Origin of the sequence: Bacillus sp. FSL M8-0077 (genome assembly GCF_038050255.1) — a bacterium.
Classification (GTDB): Bacteria; Bacillota; Bacilli; order Bacillales; family Bacillaceae; genus Bacillus; species Bacillus altitudinis.
On record NZ_JBBPAF010000001.1, the window covers coordinates 1,460,534 to 1,487,214 of the forward strand.

Annotated in this window: 28 protein-coding genes; 22 read left to right on the top strand and 6 right to left on the bottom strand. The window is 40.6% G+C overall.

Annotation, left to right across the window (positions count from 1 at the left end):
- Positions 1–246: 246 nt before the first annotated feature.
- Together NST57_RS07505 and NST57_RS07510 are read left to right on the top strand one after the other, a co-directional pair.
- Entirely contained in the window at positions 247–705 is a 459-nt protein-coding gene (locus NST57_RS07505; RefSeq protein ID WP_142154919.1) for a redoxin domain-containing protein, read from the top strand.
- A 481-nt stretch (positions 706–1,186) separates the two neighbouring features.
- Entirely contained in the window at positions 1,187–1,768 is a 582-nt protein-coding gene (locus NST57_RS07510; protein ID WP_142154920.1) for a Rok-like winged helix domain-containing protein, read from the top strand.
- Positions 1,769–1,830: 62 nt separating this feature from the next.
- On the opposite strand, the gene NST57_RS07515 is transcribed toward NST57_RS07510, so the two are convergent.
- Positions 1,831–2,748: a sigmaE regulated sporulation protein gene (locus tag NST57_RS07515; RefSeq protein WP_341298342.1), complete on the bottom strand. Its 918-nt coding sequence runs from the start codon at positions 2,746–2,748 to the stop codon at positions 1,831–1,833.
- Positions 2,749–2,831: 83 nt separating this feature from the next.
- Here NST57_RS07515 and NST57_RS07520 point away from each other — a divergent pair, with 83 nt between their 5' ends.
- Genes NST57_RS07520 through moaD form a run of 6 tightly spaced genes read left to right on the top strand, consistent with a single transcriptional unit; the run spans position 2,832 to position 6,962 of the window.
- Complete coding sequence (locus NST57_RS07520) at positions 2,832–3,413, top strand: molybdenum cofactor guanylyltransferase (protein ID WP_341298343.1); 582 nt, start codon at positions 2,832–2,834, stop codon at positions 3,411–3,413.
- A 29-nt stretch (positions 3,414–3,442) separates the two neighbouring features.
- Positions 3,443–4,459 carry a MoeB/ThiF family adenylyltransferase gene (locus NST57_RS07525; protein ID WP_142154923.1) on the top strand — a complete coding sequence of 339 codons (1,017 nt, stop codon included), beginning with the start codon at positions 3,443–3,445 and terminating at the stop codon, positions 4,457–4,459.
- Between the two features lie 9 nt (positions 4,460–4,468).
- Positions 4,469–5,743, top strand: coding sequence for a molybdopterin-binding protein (locus tag NST57_RS07530; protein WP_200831220.1), 1,275 nt, complete (start codon positions 4,469–4,471; stop codon positions 5,741–5,743).
- A complete protein-coding gene (mobB, locus tag NST57_RS07535) occupies positions 5,725–6,252 on the top strand; it encodes a molybdopterin-guanine dinucleotide biosynthesis protein B (RefSeq protein WP_142154925.1) in 528 nt (175 codons plus the stop codon). The genes NST57_RS07530 and mobB overlap by 19 nt, the downstream gene beginning before the upstream one ends.
- Positions 6,245–6,736 carry a molybdenum cofactor biosynthesis protein MoaE gene (locus NST57_RS07540; RefSeq protein ID WP_142154926.1) on the top strand — a complete coding sequence of 164 codons (492 nt, stop codon included), beginning with the start codon at positions 6,245–6,247 and terminating at the stop codon, positions 6,734–6,736. Before mobB ends, NST57_RS07540 begins: the two co-directional genes overlap by 8 nt.
- Positions 6,729–6,962 (top strand): molybdopterin converting factor subunit 1, encoded by a 234-nt coding sequence (moaD, locus tag NST57_RS07545; protein WP_008345159.1) that lies wholly within the window; start codon positions 6,729–6,731, stop codon positions 6,960–6,962. The genes NST57_RS07540 and moaD overlap by 8 nt, the downstream gene beginning before the upstream one ends.
- Before the next feature lie 47 nt (positions 6,963–7,009).
- Here moaD and NST57_RS07550 read toward each other — a convergent pair whose 3' ends face one another.
- The gene (locus NST57_RS07550) at positions 7,010–7,387 is read right to left on the bottom strand and encodes a Rok-like winged helix domain-containing protein (RefSeq protein ID WP_142154927.1); all 378 of its coding nucleotides are present in this window, start codon (positions 7,385–7,387) and stop codon (positions 7,010–7,012) included.
- Positions 7,388–7,906: 519 nt separating this feature from the next.
- Between NST57_RS07550 and NST57_RS07555 the strand changes: the two genes are divergently transcribed.
- From NST57_RS07555 to lepB, 8 genes are all read left to right on the top strand, one after another.
- Positions 7,907–8,539: a YIP1 family protein gene (locus tag NST57_RS07555; protein WP_341298344.1), complete on the top strand. Its 633-nt coding sequence runs from the start codon at positions 7,907–7,909 to the stop codon at positions 8,537–8,539.
- A gap of 9 nt (positions 8,540–8,548) precedes the next feature.
- Positions 8,549–9,655, top strand: a complete 1,107-nt coding sequence (locus NST57_RS07560) for an efflux RND transporter periplasmic adaptor subunit (RefSeq protein WP_341298345.1) — start codon at positions 8,549–8,551, stop codon at positions 9,653–9,655.
- Complete coding sequence (locus tag NST57_RS07565) at positions 9,652–10,353, top strand: ABC transporter ATP-binding protein (RefSeq protein WP_041092425.1); 702 nt, start codon at positions 9,652–9,654, stop codon at positions 10,351–10,353. The genes NST57_RS07560 and NST57_RS07565 overlap by 4 nt, the downstream gene beginning before the upstream one ends.
- On the top strand, positions 10,340–11,533 hold the full coding sequence (locus NST57_RS07570) for an ABC transporter permease (protein WP_341298346.1): 1,194 nt from the start codon (positions 10,340–10,342) through the stop codon (positions 11,531–11,533). Before NST57_RS07565 ends, NST57_RS07570 begins: the two co-directional genes overlap by 14 nt.
- 335 nt (positions 11,534–11,868) lie before the next feature.
- On the top strand, positions 11,869–12,624 hold the full coding sequence (locus tag NST57_RS07575; RefSeq protein ID WP_142154932.1) for a DeoR family transcriptional regulator: 756 nt from the start codon (positions 11,869–11,871) through the stop codon (positions 12,622–12,624).
- Positions 12,621–13,532, top strand: coding sequence for a 1-phosphofructokinase (gene pfkB, locus NST57_RS07580; protein ID WP_341298347.1), 912 nt, complete (start codon positions 12,621–12,623; stop codon positions 13,530–13,532). The genes NST57_RS07575 and pfkB overlap by 4 nt, the downstream gene beginning before the upstream one ends.
- 13 nt (positions 13,533–13,545) lie before the next feature.
- The gene (locus NST57_RS07585) at positions 13,546–15,435 is read left to right on the top strand and encodes a PTS fructose transporter subunit IIABC (RefSeq protein ID WP_341298348.1); all 1,890 of its coding nucleotides are present in this window, start codon (positions 13,546–13,548) and stop codon (positions 15,433–15,435) included.
- 210 nt (positions 15,436–15,645) lie between these two features.
- Positions 15,646–16,218 carry a signal peptidase I gene (lepB, locus tag NST57_RS07590; protein WP_026050084.1) on the top strand — a complete coding sequence of 191 codons (573 nt, stop codon included), beginning with the start codon at positions 15,646–15,648 and terminating at the stop codon, positions 16,216–16,218.
- A 63-nt stretch (positions 16,219–16,281) separates the two neighbouring features.
- Here the strand turns inward: lepB and NST57_RS07595 are convergent, their stop codons facing one another.
- A complete protein-coding gene (locus NST57_RS07595) occupies positions 16,282–16,557 on the bottom strand; it encodes a hypothetical protein (protein WP_008345136.1) in 276 nt (91 codons plus the stop codon).
- Between the two features lie 144 nt (positions 16,558–16,701).
- Here NST57_RS07595 and NST57_RS07600 point away from each other — a divergent pair, with 144 nt between their 5' ends.
- Positions 16,702–18,321 carry an ABC-F family ATP-binding cassette domain-containing protein gene (locus NST57_RS07600; RefSeq protein WP_019743117.1) on the top strand — a complete coding sequence of 540 codons (1,620 nt, stop codon included), beginning with the start codon at positions 16,702–16,704 and terminating at the stop codon, positions 18,319–18,321.
- 232 nt (positions 18,322–18,553) lie between these two features.
- On the opposite strand, the gene NST57_RS07605 is transcribed toward NST57_RS07600, so the two are convergent.
- The 3 genes from NST57_RS07605 to mreBH all read right to left on the bottom strand — a co-directional run bounded on the left by NST57_RS07605 (position 18,554) and on the right by mreBH (position 21,105).
- The gene (locus NST57_RS07605) at positions 18,554–19,786 is read right to left on the bottom strand and encodes an aminopeptidase (protein ID WP_341298349.1); all 1,233 of its coding nucleotides are present in this window, start codon (positions 19,784–19,786) and stop codon (positions 18,554–18,556) included.
- A 105-nt stretch (positions 19,787–19,891) separates the two neighbouring features.
- The gene (locus NST57_RS07610) at positions 19,892–20,023 is read right to left on the bottom strand and encodes a protein YkpC (RefSeq protein ID WP_003210922.1); all 132 of its coding nucleotides are present in this window, start codon (positions 20,021–20,023) and stop codon (positions 19,892–19,894) included.
- Positions 20,024–20,097: 74 nt separating this feature from the next.
- A complete protein-coding gene (gene mreBH / locus NST57_RS07615; RefSeq protein ID WP_017359401.1) occupies positions 20,098–21,105 on the bottom strand; it encodes a rod-share determining protein MreBH in 1,008 nt (335 codons plus the stop codon).
- A gap of 276 nt (positions 21,106–21,381) precedes the next feature.
- Here mreBH and NST57_RS07620 point away from each other — a divergent pair, with 276 nt between their 5' ends.
- The 5 genes from NST57_RS07620 (at position 21,382) to ade (ending at position 26,663) form a co-directional block, all read left to right on the top strand.
- Positions 21,382–21,660 carry an AbrB/MazE/SpoVT family DNA-binding domain-containing protein gene (locus tag NST57_RS07620; protein WP_008345129.1) on the top strand — a complete coding sequence of 93 codons (279 nt, stop codon included), beginning with the start codon at positions 21,382–21,384 and terminating at the stop codon, positions 21,658–21,660.
- 143 nt (positions 21,661–21,803) lie between these two features.
- Entirely contained in the window at positions 21,804–23,093 is a 1,290-nt protein-coding gene (locus NST57_RS07625) for an ATP-binding protein (protein ID WP_142154935.1), read from the top strand.
- A gap of 27 nt (positions 23,094–23,120) precedes the next feature.
- A complete protein-coding gene (locus NST57_RS07630) occupies positions 23,121–23,963 on the top strand; it encodes a gamma-glutamylcyclotransferase (protein WP_341298350.1) in 843 nt (280 codons plus the stop codon).
- 37 nt (positions 23,964–24,000) lie between these two features.
- On the top strand, positions 24,001–24,669 hold the full coding sequence (locus NST57_RS07635; protein WP_008345123.1) for a potassium channel family protein: 669 nt from the start codon (positions 24,001–24,003) through the stop codon (positions 24,667–24,669).
- A gap of 263 nt (positions 24,670–24,932) precedes the next feature.
- Positions 24,933–26,663, top strand: coding sequence for an adenine deaminase (ade, locus tag NST57_RS07640; RefSeq protein ID WP_142154937.1), 1,731 nt, complete (start codon positions 24,933–24,935; stop codon positions 26,661–26,663).
- Positions 26,664–26,681 lie beyond the last annotated feature (18 nt).

Consider the following 26,681-nt stretch of genomic DNA (forward strand, 5'->3'; position numbering starts at 1 on the left):
GTTAGACCTTCAGATTGTTGACAAAGGGCTAAAATGTTGTTTATTTTAGCCCTTTGTCTTCTTTTCAGCGTGATAGAAAACCTTTGCAGTGTAGGAAGGACGAGTACTGGTGCGGAGCGAATTTTACATTCGTGAGCTCCAGCACGCAGGACTGACAAAGAATGCGAAGGTTTGTCTACACGCTGGGGTCTAACTGATGTTAGACCTTTTTGTTTCAAGACATACAATGGATGGAGGCGCTTCAAAATGAAATTACGTCAACCAATGCCAGAACTAACTGGTGCAAAAGAATGGTTAAATGGAGAAGTATCAAAAGAAGAATTAATTGGTGATAAACCAACATTGATTCACTTCTGGTCAGTTAGCTGTCATCTTTGTAAAGAGGCGATGCCACAAGTGAACCAATTCCGTGATGAATACAAGGATCAACTAAACGTGATCGCAGTTCATATGCCACGTTCAGAGGATGACCTAGATCTAGAAAAAATCAAAGAGGTTGCGAAAGAGCATGAAATCACACAGCCAATCTTTGTAGACAGCGACCATAAACTAACAGAAGCATTTGAGAACGAATATGTACCAGCTTATTATGTATTCGATAAAACAGGTGCTTTACGCCACTTCCAAGCTGGCGGAAGCGGTATGAAAATGCTTGAAAAACGCGTCAATCGAGTTCTTTCTGAGTCTGAAAAGGCTGCAGAATAGGTTTTCCCCCCATGAATGGGGGTTTTTTCATGGGGAAAAATAGGAGACATATTGCACTGGATGAATTTGATTGTAGGTGGAATGCCTAAGAAAAGAGAAAATGAGGAATTTCATTAAAAAAAATTCCTGAAACAAAAAGGTATTATGACCTATTTACATTTTAATTTTGAAATGAAAATGTAAAGATTTTAACTTTTTACTATTCAGAACGTTTTTGCACAAAAGAAATTTCAGTTTGGTAAATAACTATATAAATCAAGTAGTATAAGCATTTATTCAAAAATTTTACATTATTTTAAAGGTGGTCAAAAGCCTATAGTGGCAATGAAATGGGTGCCGATTTTTCTTCTTTGGCAAAATTTTAGTTGAAAATACCTATCTGATAGCAAACTGTAAAATGATAAAAAAATAGTTGATAAAATTAGTTTTCTAATCTAATATTTACTATAGAATATTTTTTATATGATGAGGGGGAAATCCATTGTTTAATGAGAGGGAAGCGTTACGTTTACGATTGGAACAATTAAACGAAGCAGAAGTAAAGGTCATCCGTGAATATCAAATTGAACGAGATGCGATTTACGCAAAACTAAGAGAATTAGACCGTCAAGGTACAGGTCTCGTCACAGATACAAAAAAAGAAGTGCGGACAGAGAGAAAAACGGATTCATTGCCTGTATTAGCTGAGCTGGCTGCACAAGAAATGAGAAGCTACCAGCAGCCTACGCAAACGCAGTCAAACGTTACATCATCTTTAGGAACAGGTCAGCTAAATGGTGCACCTGTAGGTATTCCTGAAGGATCTACAAGACGAAGAAGAGGTACAGCTAGACCTGGATCAAAGGCAGCTAAGCTTCGTGAAGCTGCAATCAAAACATTAAAGCGTCATAATGCGGCGATTAAAAGCTCTGAACTTCAAAAAGAGATTGAAAAAGAGAGCGGTCTTGAAATTCCAAATATGACAACGTTTATGCAAAGCTTAATTAAAATGTACCCAGAAGTGAAGAAACCTTATCGCGGACAGTATATTTTAGAAGGCGACATTCAAACAGAAGACGAATAAATAAAAAAGAAACTGCTGGGCGTAAATGCCAGCAGTTTTTTCTTGCGTACGTGATGAACGGATCACTTTTTTTGATCAACTGTATAGACAATCTTTCGTTCTTTGGGCATGTTGTCGCGCTGTTTTTTAAATCCATCGATCTTCACTGTCATGACCTCTCCACTCCGCTGCACCGCATCAACTTTTGCCTGGAGCGTTTCTACTTGTTCGTTTAGTTCCTTCAAAATCGGTCCTATTTCTTCGGTTGTTTGCAAAATAGGCTCTTGTGAGAACGGCTCGGCATTTGTTTGGGCTGACTGATCGATATCAGCAAAATGAGAAGCGATCCATTCTTCGCTTTCGGCTAACTGTTTTTGATAGCTTGTGAGCGTTTCATAAAAAATGGCTTCTTTTGCTTTTTCAATTTGCAGTAAATTTTCTTGTGTTTCATAAAAGCGCTCCTGTAGATGCCGAACGCCTTCTTGTAATAAATGAAGCTCTGCGTTTTTATCGCCTAGAGTTTGCTGCAATTTTTCAATCACAGCGGATAAAGTATTTCCTTTTTTCTCCTCTTTTGCAAGCCGTTTATCTTGGTCTAGTAACCGCTCATGTAGTTGCTGAGACATTTCCTTATATTTTACAACCTTCAAATGCAATCGGTGCTTTTCCTCTGTTTCTTTTCGTCTATGATAGGTTTCCTTTTGCAGCATTTCATGAAGAAGGACGATTTTATGTAATAATTCCGATTTGCTATAAGAGAGATCCTGTATTTTAGACGATGCGTGGTCTTGATCAATGGTCATTTCATCCAATTGTTGTTTTAATTGAGTGAAATCCTTTTTCATCTCATGATATTCTTGAGATAGCTTCTTGTTTTTAGCATACGTATACGTGGACTGTAAATCTGAAATCATCTGTTGATATTTGGCCGTTTCAGCTTTTAAAAATAGATTTTCTTGAGACAGATCATGGAATAGGGGAGAAGCATGGCGCCGGTTCATAGGTAGACCCTCCTTATTCATGTTATCAATAAAGTATGCGAAAAGAGAGCGATTAGAACAGCCATATCAAAGGGGATGAGATGATGAGTATAGTGAATGTCATACTAGCTGGAGGTGCTTCTAGACGTTTTGGAGAGCCAAAGGCAAGTCATGTCTATCAGGGGAAACCACTATATGAACATGTGAAAGAGCAGCTTTTGAAAGGGGAAACCATCATCATCAGTCACCCGGAGCTTCTGCCCTTTTTCAAAGCAAGAGGGGAACAAGCTGTTTGGTTAGACAATGAAAAGGTGCGCGGGTATGGCCCGCTTGCAGGAATTTATACCGCTATGCAAAAGCAAGAAGCAGAGTGGTATTTAGTGACGGCATGTGATATGCCATTTATACGAAAAAAGACAGCCATCGCCTTATCTTCTTATTGCCATGACCATGTAGATGCTGTTGTCCCGATGGTGCAGGGAAGATTACAGCCGTTATTTGCGCTTTATCACCGCCGCAGTCTTCCGTTTATTTCTGCGTGTTTACAAGAGAATCAATTAGCTATCAAAGACTTACTACAAAAACTTCACGTCCAGGTTGTTCTAGCCGACGAACTGAACGTGGCACCAAATGAATTTCATAATATCAATAAAAGAAGCGATTTACCTGAAAACGGTATGATATGATACATAAAAACGAGGAGGAGAGAACAATATTGAACGAGCGATATTCAAGGCAAATCTTGTTCCCTCCGGTAGGGAAAAAAGGGCAGTCTGCGCTGGCCGAAAGTCATGTCCTTATTGTTGGAGCTGGTGCACTTGGAACAGCGTCTGCTGAAGGGCTTGTCCGGTCAGGAATTGGCACTTTGACGATTATAGATCGTGATTATGTCGAATTCTCAAATTTACAGCGGCAGCAGCTGTACACTGAACACGATGCAAAGATGCATGTACCAAAAGCGGCAGCAGCTAAAAAACGTCTCCAAGAGATCAACCATGAAGTGACCATACACGCCATTATTGAAGATGCAGGAGTAGGGCTGTTAAGACCCTTATTTCGAAAAGCAAATATCGTCATTGATGCGACTGATAATTTTGAGACAAGAATGGTGATGAATGACTTATCTTTAGAAACAAATACGCCTTGGATTTACGGTGCCTGTGTGAGCAGTCAGGGAATGTATATGACCATTTTGCCGGGCAAAACACCTTGCTTATCCTGTGTGTTTACCTCAATGCCTGTTGGGGGTTTGACATGTGATACAGCTGGTATTATTTCTCCTGCTGTCCAAATGGTGTCGGCTTATCAGCAAACAGAGGCATTAAAATATTTAACAGGGCATGAAGAGCAAATGGAGCGAAAGTTTGTCACATTTGATTTGTGGCAGTCGTCTTCGTTTAAAATGGGTGTATCTCGTACGAAGCAGGAGAGCTGTCCTTCTTGCGGCACAAATAGAACGTATCCATATTTACAGGAACAGCGCAAAAAAACAGCGGTTCTTTGCGGACGTGACACCGTTCAAATCATATCGAAGGATTTAGAAAACCTTTCATTTCAGCATGTAAAAGAGCGTCTGTCCTCTATTTGTGAGGTGGAAGTGAACGATTTTTTAATTCATATACGCTATGAAAGACACCGTATCGTTTGTTTTAAAGGAGGACGTGTATTAATCCATGGGACAAATGATGAAAAAGTAGCCAATTCATTACTAGCAAGACTGCTAGGCATATAGGAGTGAGAAGTGATGGAAAGACGACAGCCAATTCCAGTAGAAGAGGCAGTAAAGAAAGTCCACCAATTTCAAAAACATGGACAAGTCGAATGGGTTCCTTTAAAGAACAGCCTTGGAAGATGGATTGCAGAGGATATTTTAGCAGATCACGATGTTCCTGCCTTTGATCGTTCTCCGTATGATGGTTTTGCACTTCGAGCAGAAGATACAAAGGAAGCATCAAGTGAGAATCCACTTGAATTTGAGGTCATTGATCATATTGGGGCAGGTATTGTTTCTGCAAAAACGATCGGTCCTTTTCAAGCGATTCGCATCATGACAGGAGCGAAGATTCCAAAAGGAGCAAATGTTGTGATCATGCTCGAATTGACGAAAACGTTTGAAAAAGACGGCAAATCAATGATGTCACTTAAAAGACCTCTGAAAAAGGGAAACAATATTTCTCGGCAAGGAGAAGAGACCCTCAAAGGGAACGTCATGATCAAAAAAGGCTCAAAAGTAACCCCAGGCGTGACGGCGATATTGGCAACGTTCGGGTATGCGGTTGTGCCAGTCGTCAAAAAACCGGTCATCGGTATCATCTCAACAGGTACCGAGCTCCTACAAGTAAGTGATGCCATGGTGGACGGTAAAATTAGAAACAGTAACCTGAGTATGGTCTACGCCCAGGTTCTTGAAGCTGGAGGGGAACCGCTTGATTTAGGCGGTGTATCCGATGATTTTGATCAAAGCTATGAAGCAGTAAAAGCAGCCTTAAGCAAAGTTGATATGCTCATCACAACAGGTGGTGTATCGGTAGGTGATTTTGACTTTTTACCTGCTATTTATGAAAAACTTGGTTCAGATGTGTTGTTTAATAAAGTGGCCATGAGACCTGGAAGTGTGACGACCGTTGCTGCGTTGCCTAATGGTCAATTGCTTTATGGTCTGTCAGGAAATCCGGCTGCCTGTTTTGTTGGCTTTGAACTATTTGTCAAACCGATCATTTATAAATGGTGTTTGAAAGAAAATCCATTTCCCGTTTTTGCTGAGGCGAAGCTGACACATGATTTTCCAAAAGCCAATCCGTTCACACGATTTGTTAGAGCATCACTTGATTTCGCTGGCAGCCAGCTGAGTGTGACACCAACAGGTCTTGATAAATCTAGTGCGGTGACATCTATTGCTCATGCTGATTGTTTCATTGTTTTGCCCGGAGGAACAAGAGGGTTTAGTGCAGGTGACAAAGTCAGCGTTCTGCTATTTCACCACGAAGGCGGTGCTCCATGTTGGATGACAAATTAAACATTCTACAAGTCGTGGGCTATCAAAATAGTGGTAAAACGACGCTGGTCGAAAAATTATGTCAGCTGGCGGATGAAGAAGAAATGAAGCTAGGCTGCTTGAAACATCATGGACATGGCGGAAAACCAGACCGTCTGTTCAAACAAAAAGATACAGATCGATATATTCAAGCAGGTGCGTTTGCTGCTGGTGTGGAGGGAGAAGGTGAATGTCACTTTTTCATGCAGCACATGACGTTTGCACAACTAGTCAACATGTGTCAGCATCTTCCTTTAGATGCCGTCTTGATCGAAGGATACAAACAGGCGCCTTACCGCAAAATCCTGTGTGTCAAAGACGAACAGGAACTCATTGATCTTTCGACACTTTCTCATATACAAGCAGCCATTTATTTCAATAAAGAAATACAATTCACTGAGAAATACCCGTTTCCTGTGTTTTCAGCATTTGACAAGCGCGGGATCACATTTGCTTTTAATTTATTGAAGGGGGAAGCCTCGTATGAATGAACTTTTTAACATCACAAAAGAGCCAATTGATGTGAATGAATTGATTCAGCATGTCACAAGACGCAAAGCGGGAGCCATTACGACATTCATAGGCACGGTAAGAGAATGGACAAATGGCAAAAAAACGCTGCGTTTAACATATGAAGCATACATACCAATGGCGGAAAATATGTTGAGTCAAATTGGACAAGAAATTAAAAAACGCTGGCCTGAAACAGAAGCTGCCATTGTGCATCGTATTGGCACTCTTGAGATATGTGACATTGCAGTGGCAATAGCTGTTTCATCCCCTCATCGGAAAGCTGCATACGAAGCCAATGAATATGCGATTGAACGAATAAAGGAAATTGTTCCTATTTGGAAAAAGGAATACTGGGAAGATGGGGAGGCTTGGATAGGTGATCAGCTTGAAACCGTTTCTTACCCTGAGGGAAAACCTAGTGCTCTCCAACTTAACGAGAAAGAAGGGAAGCGGCATGATTAGCGTATTATTGTTCGCCGGCCTTGCTGAGAAGGCCGGTAAACAACAAATCATCATTCAAAAAGATCAAACAACGGTTGATGAGATTAAAATAGAATTACAGGAGGTATATGGTGTTGATACTGCACAAAACGTGATGGTTGCAGTCAACGAAATATATACGAGGGGAAATGCTGAAGTGCGTAGCGGGGACACTGTTGCACTCATTCCTCCTGTAAGTGGTGGATAATAGATATTAGAGGATTTGGTTATGGCCAGCGGCTGTAACCAATTTTTTTATGTGTGAAAAGCTTGGAGAGGTACTTGGGAATGATCTTCGTAAATAAAACATCCCCGGCGTGCTTTAGAAATGTGAGGATCGAGCTGTTGAATGAGGTCATACAATTCGCTGATTCGTCTCACATTGAAATCTGTTTGCGCTTGAAGCTGCTCTTTTAGTTCTTTTGTGCTCACGATGCTTCCCTTTTTTTCTTTAATAATATCTACACACCTTGCAGCGTAGTATATTTTGTCATTAGAAGGTCTGCTCTCTTTCATATCGAGTAATTTGAGCTCATGATAAATCAGTTCTCTTTCCTTTCGAAAGTATTGCCATGCTTCTTGTTCCTTTTCATAAAGTAAAATCAATTGCATTTTCAATTTTTCTCTTAACATTCACTTGACTCCATTTCCACTATCATTTAACCTACCTCTATTTTACATTATATGAAAAAATAACATTTGATCAAGTAAAATCCTTTTATTTTTATTTTTTTAATATGAAAGTATTGTTACTAAAGGCTCATCTGTTCTATAAAAGGCGCTAAACTTAGTCCTATAAAGCCGGGATTCATCGAAATTACTAGGAATATTATAACAAAAAATCGTTGTGTCTAACTGAGACCATCCGAATTCCAAGGAAAAGGATATTTATTCCGAAAGACATGTTGTTTACTTCATAAAATGTTTTTAAGTCAGTAAAATCATGATTTTTTAATATGAATATGGTCGGATCAAGGTATCATTTTGAGGATGTCGTTCATGAAAATAGAATAATAATTTCCATCCTATCACTATGAAAATAAGAAAATCAAATGATCTATCACTTTTTGGCAATCTTTTGATAAAATAGAAACAACAAGAGTATGAATAAACGTTTTCATACTTACAGCACATGGAGAGGGATGACATTTGATGAAAGAAACAACGCCAAAACCCACAATGATTGGAGTAAGCATAAGACCATCAGAGCATTTGAAAAGAGTGTGGGAACATCCATTCGTTTGGTGGCCTTTATCATGTGTACTTGTTTTAACAGTAGTGGTCACTTATTTGTCTCAGCTAGTGAATGAAGGCTTGTGGGCAGATTTAATTTTGCCGATACCTTTTGTTTATGTGATCACGCTCATTGGTCTGGTCATTGGGATAATCATTAACGCTGCCGTATACAAGCTCATCGTCTTTTTAGCAAAAGGTGATGCAACATTCCATCAGCTGTTTTCAGGTGTACTGTATATCACGCCCATTACGATCATTGGTACGATTATTTCTCATTTGGCGATCATTTTTTTTCATGTGCCAAAAGATATCACGATTACCTCATTAAACGCATTCATTCGAATGTCTGGTTCATGGGATGCCGTGTTAGCGAATATCGATCTTTTTGTGATCTGGAATCTTGTTTTAATAGGCTTTTTATTGATCAAAGTCGGTCGCACTTCGCCAAGAATATCTTGGATCATTGTAATCGTCTTTTATGTACTATCTTTAATTTTTCAATATGTAGGAACCACAATCACTATTAACATGTCATTAAGCTGGGGGTAGAATATTTTTATGAGAAAGAAAATCATCATCGGATCGATTATCATTATTGTGATTGGTCTATTTATTGGATTTAATATGGCAAAGAACCAATCAAAGCCTGCCTCTACGGCATCATATAAAACAGTCCAACTTGCATCAAAAGAAATAATTTCTACGGTGATGACGCCTGGAACACTTTCATTCTCGGAGGAGCAATTCATTTATACAGAAGAGGAGAAGGGAAACCTGAATCATATCGCTGTGAAAGAAGGAGAAAAGGTGAAAGTTGGAACACCGCTCCTTACATATGAAAATAAGGAACTGGAGCTTGAAGAACAGCAGCAAGCACTTGCGGCTGAATCAAGTACACTAAAGCTTGAACAATTACAAAAGAGACTCAATACATTAGATGAAAACCAGGAAAAAAAGGTGGGCTCTGATTCGAAAAACGAGCGAGATCAGCTTGAACTCGAACTCAAAGCCGCTGAATTAGAGCAAAAACAAGCGGAGCTTAACCAAGAAAAAATAAAGGCACAAATAGAAGATTTAACGATACATAGCAAAATTGAAGGAACAGTCATCTCCATAGAGCAAGATGCTGGCGCAGAGAAGCTAGAAGAGAGACAGCCAGTGATCCATATTGGCAATGAGAAAAAAATGATCGTACGAGGCTTAATCACTGAGTATGACGCTATGAAAGTCAAAAAGAAACAAAAAGTAAAGGTAACGTCTGATGTCATTCGCGGAAAGAGCTGGCAAGGAGTGGTGAAAAAAGTGGGCGCTGTGCCTGCCCAGTCAACAGCAGAAACAGCTGCAAGTGATCAAACGGTACAATATCCAGTCGAAATTGAAATAAAAGGGAAAAAGCCGGATGCAAAACCAGGCTTTAAAATGATCATGGAAATTGAAACGGACAAGCGTCAAGTGCTCACAATTCCTGAAACAGCCGTGAAAAAAGAGAAAGATGGTTCATACGTTTATGTTGTTGAAAAGAATGCACTGAAGAAAGTAAAAGTGACATTAGGTGAAACGTCAGGTCATGATCTTGAAGTGACGAAAGGTTTAACAAAAGAAGATCAAATCATTGCAGAGCCATCAGATGACATGTATGACGGAATGGAAGTGAATGCTGAATGATTCAGCTTTCAAACGTGACAAAAAGCTACGAAGTCGCTGAGGAGACATTTGATGTATTAAGTGATGTGGACCTTGTCATTGGTAAAGGCGAGTATATGTCCATTATGGGCCCGTCCGGCTCTGGAAAATCAACGTTAATGAATATCATTGGCTGTTTGGACCACCCGACCTCCGGACAGTACCATTTTCAAGGTATGGAGCTGTCGGCAGCAAAGGATCAAGAACTGGCAGTGATTCGAAATCGATCCATTGGTTTTGTTTTTCAACAATTTCATTTACTGCCTAGATTAAATGCGAGGCGAAATGTTGAACTTCCGATGATTTACGCTGGTATCAGTCAAAAGGAAAGAAAAGAACGTGCGGAAATGGCACTTGAAAAGGTTGGTTTGGCAGATCGAATGAAGCATATGCCAAACGAGTTGTCAGGGGGGCAAAAGCAAAGAGTAGCCATCGCACGTGCGATTGTCAATGAGCCGAAGCTCATCTTGGCAGATGAACCAACAGGCGCTCTTGATTCAAAAACGAGCGGCTCGATTATGGAACAGTTTACAAAGCTCAATGAGGAAGGAACAACGGTTGTGCTAGTTACTCATGAAGAAGAAATAGCTGCGTATACAAACCGGATAGTCGTTGTAAGAGATGGACGCCTCGTTCAAGATAGATTGATACAAGGAGACGCAATGAATGAAACTCTTTGAAAATATCAAAATAGCGCTGAATTCTGTCCTAGCTCATAAATTGCGGTCTATTTTAACAATGCTTGGAATTATTATTGGGGTTGGATCAGTGATTGCAGTCGTTGCCATCGGTCAAGGCGGAGAGCAAATGCTAAAAGAATCAATTTCAGGGCCAAACAATACCATTGATATGACCTATACACCCTCTGATGAGGAGTTAAATGCGAATCCTAATGTGTTATTTGAAGCCACATTTACTGAAGAAGACATTCAAAGTGTTCAAGCATTGAATGGGGTTAAACAGGTTGCCTCCTCCACTGCACAAGGCATGCAATTAAGATTCCAAGATACAACAATAGATGCAACGGTCAATGGGATTAATGAAGGCTACACGAATGTACACTCATTACATATAGCAGAAGGACAGGACTTACGTGAAATCGATTTTAGGAGCGGAAGAAGGGCAGCTGTTATTTCAGAAGGGATACAAAAAGAATTATTTAATGGAGAGAAGGCAGTAGGCGAGTTGATTTGGATGAATGGACAGCCGGTTGAGGTGATCGGAGTTTTAGCAAAACAGGAAGGGCTGTTTTCATTTGATATGAATGAAATATATGTCCCTTTTGCAATGCTGACAACTGCATTTGGTGTGAAAGAATATGATAAGTTGTCTATTCAAGTCGCACATGCTGATCAAATGAAAGAAGTAGGAAAGAGTGCGGCTGCACGCTTAAATGAAAATCACCATACAGAAGATGCTTACGAAATGATCAATCTGGAAGAGATTGCAGCAGGCATTGGTCAAATTACGTCAGTCATGACAACAATCATTGGCTCAATTGCTGGAATCTCATTACTTGTCGGCGGCATTGGTGTCATGAATATTATGCTCGTATCTGTCACAGAAAGAACAAGAGAAATCGGAATTCGAAAGGCACTTGGGGCAACTAGGGCTCAAATACTCGTTCAGTTTTTAATTGAGTCTGTCGTCCTTACACTGATCGGCGGGTTACTTGGAATCGCGCTTGGCTTAGGAGGTGCTTCGCTTGTGTCACTGTTTGCAGGATGGCCTTCTCTTGTATCGTGGCAAATCGTATGTGGAGGCGTCCTGTTTAGTATGCTCATTGGTATTATTTTTGGACTGATTCCTGCCAATAAAGCAGCGAGGCTCAATCCTATTGAATCGCTTAGATATGAATAATCCTAAAGCTAACTTCCAAGGGACTGACAAGAAGGTAGAACGAGATATGTTGCCTGCTGCACCGCGCCTGAAGCTTTTATGCAAAACGCATAAAGGCTTTTTTTCGTTCAATTGAATGAAATGAAAAATGATAGAAATGCTAATATCATGACTTTCTTCTCAATGTCACATATTTTTCAGTTTACAAATGGTACATATAAAGGTAAGATGACCATTGTGAAAGATTTTGATAGTTATTGAATGTATTTGATTGTTTTGTATTGATAATGTTGAAAAAAGCGATTACAATAAAGGTGCGCGCAAAATGAATACGTTTTCAAAAGGGGGTGTTTTCATTGCTAACACCAGAAAGACATCAACTTATCATCGACTATTTAGAAGAAAACGATGTCATCAAAATACAGGACTTAACGATTATGACGGATGCGTCTGAATCTACAATTAGAAGAGATTTATCAGCCCTCGAAGAAAAAGGCTTTCTTAAAAGAGTTCACGGAGGAGCAGCTAAAATATCTAGTATTCGTCTTGAACCAGATGTGTTTGAGAAATCTGCCAAAAACCTTCATGAAAAGTCATTGATTGCAGAGGAAGCTGCGTCACTTTTAAAACAAGGCGACTGTATTTACTTAGATGCTGGTACGACAACACAGCAAATGATTGACTTTATCGATCCAGATCAAGATATCGTGGTGGTGACAAATGGTGTCATGCACATTGAAGCACTCATGAGAAAAGGCATTTCTTTTTACCTGATAGGCGGATCGGTGAAACATCGAACAGGAGCCATGGTGGGAGCCGCAGCTTTGACAGCTATGGAAAATTACCGTTTTGACAAAAGCTTTGTTGGGACGAACGGCATTCATCCCGAGGCAGGGTTTACAACACCTGATCCAGAAGAAGCGCTCATTAAAAAAAGAGCCATGAAGCAGGCGAAAAAAACCTACATCTTAACAGATGCCTCAAAGTTTGGCGAAATATCGTTTTCAGCCTTTGCTAGTTTACAGGAAGCCACCATTATCACAAACGACGCAAAAGAGGATTCATTCGATAATTACCATGAAAAAACGGTTATAAAGGTAGTGAAAACATGATTTATACAGTTACTTTAAACCCATCAGTTGATTACATCGTACACGTGGAGGATTTTGCGGTCGGCGGTTTAAATCGTTCAACCTATGACAAAAAATATCCAGGTGGTAAAGGAATCAATGTCTCAAGGCTTTTAAAACGGCACGGTGTTGAATCAAAAGCACTTGGATTCATTGGCGGTTTTACAGGCAAATATATTCAAGACTTTTTACAAAACGAACAATTACAAACAGCCTTTCATGAGGTGTCAGAAGATACACGTATTAATGTGAAACTGAAAACAGGTGAAGAAACAGAAATCAACGGGCTCGGTCCAAGTATTACTGAAGCACAGTTCGATTCGTTTTTATCCCAATTTACTTCATTAACAGAAGGCGATGTCGTTGTATTAGCAGGCAGCATTCCTTCTTCACTGCCTCATAACACATATGAGCGCATTGGTGAGGTATGTGCGAAGCAAGGGGTAAGAGTAGTACTTGATATTTCTGGAGAAGCCTTAAAAAAAGCAGCAGAGCTGAAACCATTCTTAATGAAACCAAACCATCATGAGTTAGGTGAAATGTTTGAAACCAGTATTTCATCTGCAGAAAAAGCTATTCCTTATGGGAAAAAGCTGTTGGAACAAGGCGCTGAACATGTCATTGTATCCATGGCTGGAGACGGCGCTCTCTTATTCAGTAAGGAAGGGATCTTTCAATCTAATGTTCCAAAAGGCAAGCTGATCAACTCAGTTGGTGCAGGGGATTCAGTCGTTGCAGGATTCTTAGCTGGCGTTTCTAAAGGCCTTTCCATAGAAGAATCATTTAAGCTTGGCGTCACATCAGGAAGTGCTACAGCATTTTCTGAGGAACTTGGAACAAAAGAGCTTGTCGATACATTATTGCCACAAGTAAAAGTCACACGCATTTAAAGGAGGAGTCATCATGAAAATTACAGAACTACTCACGAAGCATACGATGAAGCTTCAATTAGACAGCCAGCAAAAAGAAGCCGTTATTGAAGAACTGGTCACTGTATTAGATACAGCTGGTAAATTAAATGATAAAGAAGGCTACAAAGCAGCTGTTGTTAATCGTGAAAAACAAAGCTCTACGGGAATCGGAGAAGGAATTGCGATTCCTCATGCGAAAACAGCAAGTGTGAAAGAACCTGCCATTGCATTTGGCCGTTCAACAGCCGGTGTAGATTATGAATCATTAGACGGACAGCCAAGTCATCTTGTCTTTATGATTGCAGCAACTGAAGGCGCAAACAACACGCATTTAGAAGCACTTTCTCGTTTATCCACACTTCTCATGCGTGAAGAGATCCGAAAGCAGCTTCTTGAAGCGGCTACTGAAGATGAAATCATTGAAATTATCAATACACATGATAAAGACGATGAAGAAGAGGAAGTCAAAGAGGAACCGGCTGCACCGGGAAAACCTGCTAAAATTTTAGCGGTGACAGCTTGTCCAACAGGCATCGCGCATACATTTATGGCCGCAGATGCTTTGAAAGAAAAAGCAAAAGAAATGGGCGTTGACATTAAAGTTGAGACAAACGGCTCTAGTGGAATTAAACATGCCCTGACAGCAAAAGAAATTGAAGAAGCGCCAGCTATTATTGTGGCAGCTGATAAACAAGTTGAAATGGAACGCTTTAAAGGCAAACATGTCATTGAAGTACCTGTGACAGCTGGAATTCGCCGTCCGCAAGAACTGATCGAAAAAGCCATCAATCAAGATGCGCCGATTTATAAAGGTTCAGGCGGCAGTTCTTCAAAAGATGAAAATGAATCGTCAGGTAAGGGAAGAAGTGGATTCTATAAGCACTTAATGAGCGGTGTAAGCAACATGCTTCCGTTTGTTGTTGGGGGCGGTATCCTCGTTGCGATTTCATTCTTCTGGGGAATTAACTCAGCTGACCCTAAAGATCCTTCTTTCAATTCATTTGCAGCTGTATTAAAAGGGATTGGCGGAGATAATGCACTTGCCTTAATCGTTGCTGTATTAGCTGGATTTATCGCAATGAGTATTGCAGACCGTCCAGGTTTCGCACCAGGTATGGTTGGCGGATTTATGGCCTCTGCAGCAGGTGCTGGCTTCTTAGGCGGATTGATTGCTGGTTTCCTTGCTGGTTACATTGTGGTGCTGCTCAAAAAAGTATTCACCTTTGTACCACAGTCGCTCGATGGTATTAAACCAGTTCTGCTCTATCCATTGTTCGGTATTTTCTTTACAGGGATTATCATGCATTACATCGTCAACACACCTGTTAAAATGGTGATGGACGGATTAACACACTGGCTTGAATCACTTGGTACGGGGAACCTTGTATTAATGGGGATTATTTTAGCTGGTATGATGGCCATTGATATGGGTGGTCCGATTAACAAAGCGGCCTACACATTTGGTCTTGCGATGATTGCTGCTGGCAACTATGCACCGCATGCTGCGATTATGGCAGGCGGAATGGTGCCGCCGCTAGGAATTGCCCTAGCGACAACGATCTTTAGAAACAAATTCTCTAAACGTGACCGCGAAGCAGGTATTACATGTTACTTCATGGGAGCTGCGTTCATTACTGAAGGGGCGATCCCGTTTGCAGCGGCAGATCCTCTGCGCGTCATTCCTTCAGCTGTGATTGGTGCAGCAGTTGCAGGTGGATTAACAGAATTCTTTAGAGTGACGCTCCCTGCACCGCACGGCGGACTATTCGTTTTCTGGGTAACAAACCATCCAGTTCTTTACATCATCAGCATCTTAATCGGTGCCATTGTTACAGCGCTACTTCTCGGAATTCTAAAAAAACCAGTCCGACAAGAAGCTTAATTTGAAAAGAAGCATCGTGAAGAGCGGTGCTTCTTTTTGTTTAATTATCAATAAATTAGGAAAAAATATCTAATTGAATAGTTGTCTTGTGAATTTTTAAATGACATGTGATAAAGTAAAGTTATTCAATTCGCGTTTCAAGTCTTTTAGCAGAAAGTCTTAGGAGGAAGCAGTATTTTGAACGAAGAAAACAAACAAAACGAAAATGACATTCAATCTGATGCGAAACAAGCCAAAAAAGAGAAGAAAAGTTCTCTGTTTGAATGGATCAAAGCCATTTTAATTGCACTTGCCCTCGTCCTCATCATCCGTACGTTTATTTTTGAGCCGTATGTGGTGGAAGGAGAGTCAATGGAACCAACCCTTCATGATGGAGAAAAGCTGTTTGTCAACAAAACCATCAACTATCTCGGAGGAGTCAAACGTGGTGACATCGTGATTATTAATGGAAAAGACGGTCAGAAAATTCATTATGTCAAACGATTGATCGGTCTTCCAGGCGACACGATTGAAATGAAGGATGATACGCTTTACATTAATGGTAAAAAAGTAGATGAGCCTTATTTAAAAGAGAACAAGGCGCATGCCAAAGAGTATGAGGTACATTTAACAGGAGATTTTGGTCCAGTGAAAGTACCGAAGAACGATTACTTTGTCATGGGTGACAACAGACTGAATTCCATGGACAGTCGAAATGGACTCGGACTCATTGAAAAGGATCGTATTGTCGGCACATCAGAATTTGTTTTCTTCCCATTTGGCGATATTCGACAAACACAATAAATACACCTTTCTCAATGCGTAAGAAAGGTGCTTGAATGGACGACCCTTCATGTAGGGTCGTTTTTAATTTGGTGTGAGCATCGTGACAATGATAACAATGGCCAATACAGAAGCGAAAACGGACCCGGTAATCGCCAACACAGAACGGAATAATCCGATTTTCACATTGTCTTTTCCACGCTTTTGTAAAAAGCGTTTTGAAAAGATGTGGACCAGTGTGTAAATGAGGACAAGCCCAATATAAAGGCCAAAGTCCCTTGCATTAAAGCCAGTCGCCGATAAATAAATGCCCATAAAGAAAATCAATAAACAGTATTCCATGAGTGTGAGTAATCTCAAATCGCCCGAACTCCTTCAATAAAAACATTCCCACTTATTATACCATATTGGACAAAAAGCCTTTGTTCTTAGCGAGAGACGTTTCTATCAATCGTTATTCATGTTATACTTCATAATGATGAATGAGTGATGGAGGATTAATAAATGATTGCAGTGAATAATGTTAGTTTGCGATTTGCTGATCGTAAATTATTTGAAGAAGTAAATATTAAGTTCACTCCTGGCAACTGCTACGGACTAATTGGTGCCAATGGAGCTGGTAAATCAACGTTCTTAAAGATTCTTTCTGGAGAAATTGAAGCTCAAACGGGCGATGTTCATATGAGTCCTGGTGAACGTTTAGCGATTTTAAAACAGAACCACTTTGAATACGAAGAGTTTGAAGTGTTAAAAGTCGTCATCATGGGTCACAAACGTCTATATGATGTGATGCAGGAAAAAGATGCGATTTATATGAAACCTGATTTCTCAGATGAAGACGGGATTCGTGCAGCAGAGCTTGAAGGTGAGTTTGCTGAGTTAAACGGGTGGGAAGCGGAAAGTGAAGCTGCGATCCTATTAAAAGGTCTTGGCATTCCAGAGAGCCTGCAATCGAAGAAAATGTCTGAGCTTGGCGGATCTGAAAAGGTAAAAGTGCTTTTAGCACAAGCTTTATTCGGTAAACCTGACGTTCTCCTTCTCGATGAGCCAACGAACCACTTGGACTTACAAGCCATTCAGTGGTTAGAAGAGTTCCTCATTAACTTTGAAAATACCGTCATCGTCGTATCGCATGATCGTCATTTCTTAAATAAAGTATGTACGCATATTGCAGACCTTGACTTTGGAAAAATTCAAGTGTATGTCGGAAACTATGATTTCTGGTATGAATCAAGCCAGCTGGCATTAAAACTCAGCCAGGATGCCAACAAGAAAAAAGAAGAACAGATTAAGCAGCTTCAAGAATTCGTTGCTCGGTTCAGTGCGAACGCATCTAAATCGAAGCAAGCGACATCAAGAAAGAAATTGCTTGATAAGATTTCGCTAGATGACATTAAACCATCTTCTCGTAAATATCCTTATGTTCATTTTGCGCCAGAGCGCGAAATCGGAAATGATGTCCTTCAAGTAGAAGGTCTATCAAAAACGATTGACGGTGTAAAAGTACTGGATAACGTCAGCTTTATTATGAATCGTGAGGATAAAATTGCGTTCTTAAGCCGTAATGAGCTTGCTGTCTCTACTTTATTTAAAATCCTTGCTGGTGAAATGGAGCCAGACAGCGGGACGTTTAAATGGGGCGTGACAACATCTCAAGCCTTTTTCCCTAAAGACAACAGTGAATATTTTGAAGGAAGCGATTTAGATCTTGTTGATTGGCTTCGTCAATATTCTCCTAATGATCAAAGTGAAAGCTTCCTGCGTGGTTTCTTAGGCCGTATGCTTTTCTCTGGGGAAGAAGTGAAGAAAAAAGCAAGCGTCTTATCAGGTGGAGAAAAGGTTCGTTGTATGTTATCAAAAATGATGCTGTCTGGAGCGAATATTTTGCTGTTAGACGAGCCGACGAACCATTTAGACCTAGAGTCCATCACAGCGCTGAATAACGGTCTAATGAGCTTTAAAGGGGCTATGCTCTTCTCATCTCATGACCATCAGTTTGTTGAAACAGTTGCAAACCGGATTATCGAAGTGACGCCAAACGGCATCGTTGATAAACAAACAACTTATGATGAGTTCTTATCAGATCAAGACATCCAAAAAAGACTACAAGAGCTGTATGCATAAACATAAAGAAAAGACATCCACATGAGGATGTCTCAGCGTGAAGAGAAAGTGAGGGTTTTTAAGACAAGATGTCCACAAAACCCTCATTTTTGTCTTTTGAACTGTCCGAGAAACGATATATGGTGTTTTTCATTTGGGATTTATTCAATATACGGTGTATTTAAAACTACAAAAAAACTGTCGAGATTTTCTCGACAGCCTGAAGACATCCACATGAGGATGTCTTTTTTCTTTAAAAAGCCCAATTTCCATTACGGAAAATCGGTTCACGTTTACCATCTTTTGTGATCCCATCAATATTCATTTCCTTTGAACCAATCATGAAATCGACGTGTGTAATACTGCTGTTCACACCCGCTGCGTCTAATTCCTCTCGTTTCATCTCTTTACCGCCTTCGATATTAAATGCATAACCGCTGCCGATGGCAAGGTGGTTGGATGCATTTTCATCGTAAAGTGTATTGTAATAGAGGATATTGGAGTTAGAAATTGGTGAATCATCTGGTACAAGAGCAACCTCACCTAGATAATGAGAGCCTTCATCTGTTTCAACGAGCGAAGTTAAAATGTCTTCGCCTTCCTTCGCTTTCACATCGACAATTCGGCCATTTTCAAATGTTAAAGTAAACTCATCAATGATATTTCCTGCATAGCTGAGCGGTTTTGTGCTTGAGACAGTCCCATTTACACCGTCTTTTTTAGGTACAGTAAAGACTTCTTCTGTCGGCATGTTAGCCATGAAAGAGACGCCGCGCTCACTCACGCTGCCGGCACCTACCCAAATGTGCTGCTCAGGGAGCTCAATCGTTAAATCAGTGCCAGGAGCATCATAATGAAGCTTGTGGTAGTGGCGCTCATTTAGGATTTTGACCTTTTCATTTAGCGACTCATCGTGCTTTTTCCAAGCCTCCACAGGATCTGCTTGATCAGCGCGGGCGACTTTAAAGATTTGGTCCCATAATAATGCAACAGCGTCTTCATCTGCATGCTCAGGGAAAATCTTTTTCGCCCAATCTTTTGATGCAGCACCGACGACTGTCCATGCGACTTTGTCAGATTGAACGTATTGACGATATGTATGAAGTGCTGAACCTGCAGCTTTTTGCTGTGAAGCAATTTTTTTCGAGTCAATACCACTTAGAAGATCAGGGCTTTCTGACAAGATCGTAATAAAAGCACCGCCACGTTTTGCGATGGTTTCCATCATCTGTGCTTCCCATTCTGGAAATTGCTCAAACACATCTTGTGGGGCATGTTCATATTTTAAACGGGTAAGAACGCCATCACTCCAGCGGATATGTACGTTTTTCGCTCCGCGCTCATATGCGTGTTTTGCCACAAGGCGGACAAGGTCTACAGATTCAGTGAACGCAGATACGACCACTTCTTGACCACTTTGAACATTTACACCTACTTCAACGATGGTTTTTGCATATTGATCTAGTTGTTTTTCGAATGAACTCATAAAAAACCCTCCTTTAGTCATGTTCATCATATCAGATTTAAGACCGAAAAGGAAAATGGGGGCCGTCCCGAAGCAAAATAAAAAAGCCGCTTTCGTGCGGCTTTTTTAGCGGTTCAGTTGTTTCACAGGCTGTGCATTAGAAGGGGGCATATGTGAAAACGACAGGCTCATTCCTCCTAAAATAATACCGGTTAAAATGACTGTGACAACGACCCGTTTACCTAAATCAAGCAACATGTTCTTCCTCCTTCACGTTTATCCATTCATCACGATATGATCGAAATGATGAAAAAAGAAGTAGAACATGAAGATTATTTTAATGTTTTTTGCAATTTGTCGATCACTTCTAATGAACGACCCGTTCCAATGGCAACAGATTCAAGTGGATTTGCTGCGATATGAACTGGGACGACAATTTCTTGAGAGAGCCATTCTTGAATGCCGTTTAATAGTGCACCACCGCCAGTTAGAATGACGCCGCGGTCTACGATATCACCACTCAGTTCTGGAGGGCTGTCTTCTAATGTAGCACGAATCGCCTCTAAAATATGAAGAAGTGATTCTCGCATAGCACCTTGAATTTCCGTTGATTCAAGTGTAATTGTTTTTGGAAGACCTGTGACAAGGTCGCGTCCACGTACTTCTAATGACTCAGGTTCATGTTCAATGAGTCCATAACCAATTTCCATTTTTACCTGCTCAGCTGTCCGTTCACCGATCAGTAAATTGTATTTCTTTCTCACAAAAGTAATGATATCTTCATCCAGTTGATCTCCGCCAATTCGGATCGAGTGGCAAGAGACAACCCCGCCAAATGAAATGATCGCTACCTCTGTCGTGCCTCCGCCAATATCGACAACGACGTTGGCAACAGGCTCGTCCACCGGGAGATCAGCACCGATTGCAGCTGCGACGGGTTCTTCAATTAAATGCACATGCTTTGCCCCGCAATTTTTGACAGCATCGCTGATCGCGCGGCGTTCGACAGCTGTTGAACCAGATGGTGTACAAACAACCACAGTCGGCTTTCTAAAGGTAAACCCAATATTTTTTCCTGCTTTTTTCATAATTTGTTTGAGTAAATCGGTTGTCATATCATAATCAGCGATGACACCATCTTTCATCGGACGGATCGCTACAATTTTTCCAGGTGTTTTCCCAATCATCTCTTTTGCTTCTGACCCCACTGCAAGGACAGTTTTTGTTTCCGTATCGACTGCCACAACGGATGGTTCATTGAGAATAATTCCTTTATTTTTACTATAAACCAATATGTTAGCTGTTCCTAAATCAATTCCAATTTCGGCATTTTGAAACATGTTTTCACCCAATCTCTATTTTTGCTGTATTAAACAATTTTACATTTAAAAGTTCAAAGACCGGGTGTCATTTGTGGGGGTGTGTGATCACCTTGAAATGAATCTGTAAAATTCAAGTCTCATTTTGACAATCACAATAAATTTTCCCTTTGGTTTTTCGATTTTGAAAAAAATTTTTATGCAGGAGAAACCTTTTAAGAATCTCTTACGTCTACGATATATCAATTGGTGAAAAACAGATTGATCTTGAGCAAATGAAAGAAAGAGGGAACGAAATTGAAATCTATCGGAGTTGTAAGAAAAGTAGATGAACTAGGGCGTATTGTGATGCCAATCGAATTGAGAAGAGCACTTGATATCGCTATTAAAGACAGTATGGAATTTTTTATAGATGGAGAGAAAATCGTCTTGAAAAAATATCAGCCAGAGGGCGTCTGCCTGATGACTGGTGAGATTACTTCTGAGAACCATGAGTATGGAAATGGTCAAATTACATTAAGCGCTGAAGGCGCAGAACTGCTGCTAAAAGAGCTTCAAGAAGCCCTTCAGCAGTAAATATAATAGCCTGTTCTCTCCCATTGTGCTGAGAACAGGCTATTTTTTCTAAAAAAGTTCCTTAAAAATGCCGCATCTCCCTCAAAAAATAAGTGGAAAATGGTACAATTGACAAAGAATCTCAGGGCGGCAGGTGGAATTATTTGAACAAAACATATCAAGTACGGATCCTGTTATCCGTTCTTGCATTTATATTAATTTTGAGCTGGGATTTCTTTTATTATCTTAGTGGCTATCACATTAATTGGCCGCTCGATCTAGCCTTTACAGTCGTTGTTTTGGCCGGTATTTGGATCATCTCAGGCTATGTGGACCGGCTGAATTTACTTGTATCAGATTTAAATAAACGAGAAAAAGAAGCACACGAACTGACAGAGCGGCTGAATCGAATAACAGATAACTTGCAAGAAATCGTCTTTGAAACCAATGAAAAAGGTGAAATCATTTTTTTAAATCAAGCATGGAAACAAATGACGGGGTACGACATAGAGGAATGTCTAGGGACGATGTACAATCAGTACTTTGATCAAGAAGAGCATGTCGTTCAGCATTTGTTATCTGTGATCAAAGAGCATAAGGATGAGGGGCGGGTGGAGCTGCAGCTTCTCCATAAAGAAGGAAAAAAGGTATGGGGAGATGTGCATTATAAGCTTTATTTCGATGAACAGCACCAGTTTACTGGAGGTATTGGAACGGTTGCAGATATCACGAAACAAAAGCAGGCAAAGCTTGAGCTTGAAAGATCAAATCAGCAATTACAAATGCAGGCACAAAAGTTGGCTGTTGCAGGACAAATAGCTGCTGGCATTGCCCATGAAGTCAGAAATCCGCTCACCTCAGTCAATGGATTTTTGCAGCTGATGAAAACACAATATCCTGAAAGAACCGATTATTTTGATATCATCTTTTCTGAAATTAAACGCATTGATTTTGTTTTAAGTGAGCTGCTTGTCTTAGCAAAACCTCAATCGGTTCAATTTCGAGAAGTACAGCTCCATGATTTGCTAGAGCAGGTGATTACCTTATTAAACACAAATGCCATTCTTTCAAATATTGATCTCAAACAGCCATTTAAAAAGCAGGATGCTGGCACGATATTAGCAGACGCCAATCAAATGAAGCAGCTGTTCATTAACTTAATCAAAAATGCGATCGAGGCGATGCCTCAAGGTGGCAGTATATACATATCAACAGAAAAAGTAATGAATGAATGGAAAATCACGATTCAAGATGAAGGAAAGGGAATGTCCGAAGAGGACGTTCTGAAAATATATGATCCTTTCTTTTCGACTAAAAAAGAAGGTACAGGACTTGGTTTAACGATCTGTGCGACGATCTTAAAAGATCACCATGGAAGAATGGATGTAAAGAGCGAGCTCAGAAAAGGGACGGCTTTTGATATTTACTTACCTGTGTATCAAAAAAGCAGATAGCAGGAAGGTGAGAGGACGTGATGTGTGATGATGAAGGAGACAAAGACTTTATTTGTGTATGGGACGCTTTTAAAGCATGAAAAATATCACGAGGTATTGATGAAAGAAAGTAGTCCATTGGCAGCATCTGCTTGGATAAAAGGGAGATTGTACGATACAGATAAGGGTTACCCTGTGTGTGTTGTCTCGGAACAAAACACAGTATATGGAGAATTGTATGAGGTCAGTGATGAAACGCTGCATAAGATAGATGAGCTAGAGGAAGGGTATGACCAGCAGGAAACAGAAGTTATGACAGACCAGGGGCCAAGGGTTGCCGTTGCTTATACAATAGGTAAGCAGAAGGCATTGAGTCTGAAGGAGATTGAAAGCGGCTGCTGGAAGTCATATCAACTATGGGAGCGCAAACCGTCTTCCTTCTATTATTTTGCCTATGGGTCTTGCATGGATGATGCAAGGTTTAAGCTTGCGAAAGTGGATCATTATTTCAAACAAATCATCGGCGGCGGCACACTTGATCGTTTTACCACAAGGTTTACATTGGTGCGTCCTGATGGATCAAGAGCAGATATGGTAGAAGACGGCGGAGAAACAGAGGGTGTTCTATATGAAGTGCCTTTTGATGCCATTCGTTATTTGTACAAACGAGAAGGTGTAAATGAAGGGACTTATCGTCCAGCATTTGTCGATGTCACAGTAGGTGATCAAGTGTATGAGGACTGCTTAACTTTTCTCGTTTTAAAAAAGAGCGAAGAAATTGCGCCTCCTGGTCATTATCGCAGTGAAATCGAAAAAGGAGCAGACCTTTACTTAAGTGAAGCGTTCCGTAAAAAAATACGGTCGCATATGGATTCATTAATCAAACCGTAGTAAAATGCATGGTAAGTGATATAAAAGGAGTCTGAACATGAAAAAGGAATATGCAGTCATTGGTCTTGGACGCTTCGGTGGAAGTATCTGCAAGGCGTTAAGCGAAGAAGGACTTGAAGTCATGGCCATGGATATGAATGAAGATCGTGTGAACGAATATGCTAAAATCGCATCACATGCCGTGATTGGTGATTCGACGGACGAATCAGTCCTAAAAAACCTAGGCATTCGCAATTTTGATCATGTGATCGTGGCGATAGGTGAAAATATTCAGGCGAGTATTTTAACAACGATTATGCTGAAAGAACTTGGTGTCAAAATGGTCACAGTGAAAGCTCAAAATGACTACCATGAAAAGGTTTTGAATAAAATTGGTGCGGACCGTATTGTCCATCCTGAACGAGACATGGGCAGACGGATTGCACATAAAATTATTTCTAACAACGTGCTTGATTATCTAGAGCTGTCAGATGAGTACAGCCTCATTGAAATTGTAGCCAACAGCAGACTTGCTGGGCACTCTTTGCTTGATCTCGACATTCGTGCAAGGTACGGGATCAATATCGTGGCAATTAAGCGCGGGAAAGAAGTGATCGTTTCACCGCTCGCAGATGAAATGATTCAAAAAGAAGATATCCTCATTGTCATTGGGGCAGTGGCAGATATCGGACGCTTTGAAAAACGGGAAATGCAGAACGACTATTAAACACTCCGAGAAGGGGTGTTTTTTGCTTTAGAAGTGTCCATATCGGGTGGACATTGCGGAAGAGAAAAAAGTGGAAATGACCCCGTTTACTTTCTAAAAGAACAGCAAAATAGATCATGGTTATTTGTCAGCCAATTATCACTATTCAGAAATAAAAATCAATCTTTTGATATGGTTGATTTTCTCTAAATGTCATTGACTGGGCAAACAGATTCGTTTACGATAAGAAACATTATATTGTTTACTCGGAGGAGGCAGTGTCGTTGGATAAGGAGCTTTTCAGACATCAAATTGAGGTAGCTGCAAAGAGAAAAAAAGCAGCCCTAGTGATTAAACATGCGAAGGTTATGGACGTGTTTAACCAGGAATGGATAGACGCTGATGTCGCTGTTGAAAATGGAAAAATAGTAGGAATTGGGGAGTATGAGGGAGAACAGGAGCTGGATGCAGCAGGTCAGATGCTTGTTCCTGGTTTCATTGACGGCCACGTTCATATCGAATCCTCGATGGTGACTCCTGCTGAATTTTCCAAAGCTGTCGTTCCTCACGGTGTGACAACTGTTGTAACAGACCCGCATGAAATTGCCAATGTATCCGGTGTTGCAGGTATCCGTTTTATGCTCGAAGAAGCGAGAAAAGCTGCTTTAAATATATATTTCATGCTGCCATCCTGTGTACCGGCAGTCAGCTTTGAACGATCAGGTGCTACGCTAAAAGCAAAAGATTTAAAGCCTCTTTATGAGGAGAAAGAAGTGCTTGGTCTTGCCGAAGTGATGGATTATGTCGCGGTGGAGCAAGCGGAAGAAGATATGCTTCAAAAACTGCTTGATGCTCAACATGAACATAAACTCATTGATGGCCATCTAGCAGGATTAACGGACCGATTAATTAACGTGTACCGAACAGCTAATGTCCAAACAGATCATGAGGTGACAACAGCTCAAGAGGCCCTTGAACGCGTCAAAAGAGGCATGTATGTCATGCTGAGAGAAGGCTCTGTTGCTAAAAATGTAAAAAAAGTATTACCTGCTGTCAATGAGAAGAATGCAAGACGCTTTTTCTTTTGTACGGATGATAAACATTTAGATGATTTAATGGCTCAAGGAAGTATTGATGAACAAGTACGGATGTCGATAAAAGAAGGATTGGACCCCTTTTTAGCCTATCAAATGGGAAGTTTAAACGCAGCGGAGTGTTTCGGTCTCAATACAAAAGGAGCGATTGCACCAGGCTTTGATGCGGACTTTATGCTCATTTCTGACTTACATGAGGTACGAATGACAAGTGTCTTTATCGCAGGAGAATTGGTCTCTGATCATGGAGAATATTTGCCAAGTGTCGACAAGATCACGCCAAGTTCTTCGCTCATGCAATCGGTACATGCAGTGGACGTTCAAGAGAAAGATTTAACGCTGCCTATAACAAATCATCAAAAGATGAATGTCATCCGCATTATACCGAATCAACTTGAAACGAAATTAGAACAAATATCTCCTTCTGGTAGCGATGGACAATTTACTAGTGATACTGATCGAGATGTATTAAAAATAGTACTTGTCGAACGCCATAAAGGTCTATCTGAAATTGGGATAGGGGTTGTCAGTGGCTTCGGCTTAAAAGAGGGGGCGATTGCAACAACAGTTGCCCATGATTCGCATAACTTAATTGCCGTTGGCACAAATGATGCGGATATGATTAAAGCCATTGAGACGTTAAAAGAAGCAGGGGGCGGTTTAACCGTTGTAAAAGACGGAGAAGTTCTTCATACGCTTCCATTACCGATTTCCGGTTTATTATCAGATCAACCTGCACATACGGTCAATGAGAGCCTTCATGCACTCCATGAAGCGTTAAATGAAACAGGCTTTGCCTTAGACTTTAATCCGTTTCTGACATTATCCTTCTTGGCACTACCAGTCATTCCAGATGTGAAAATGACAACACAAGGATTGTTTGATGTGAGAAGTTTTCAACATCTCCCGATTCAATCATAAAACAATGACCGAACCCGC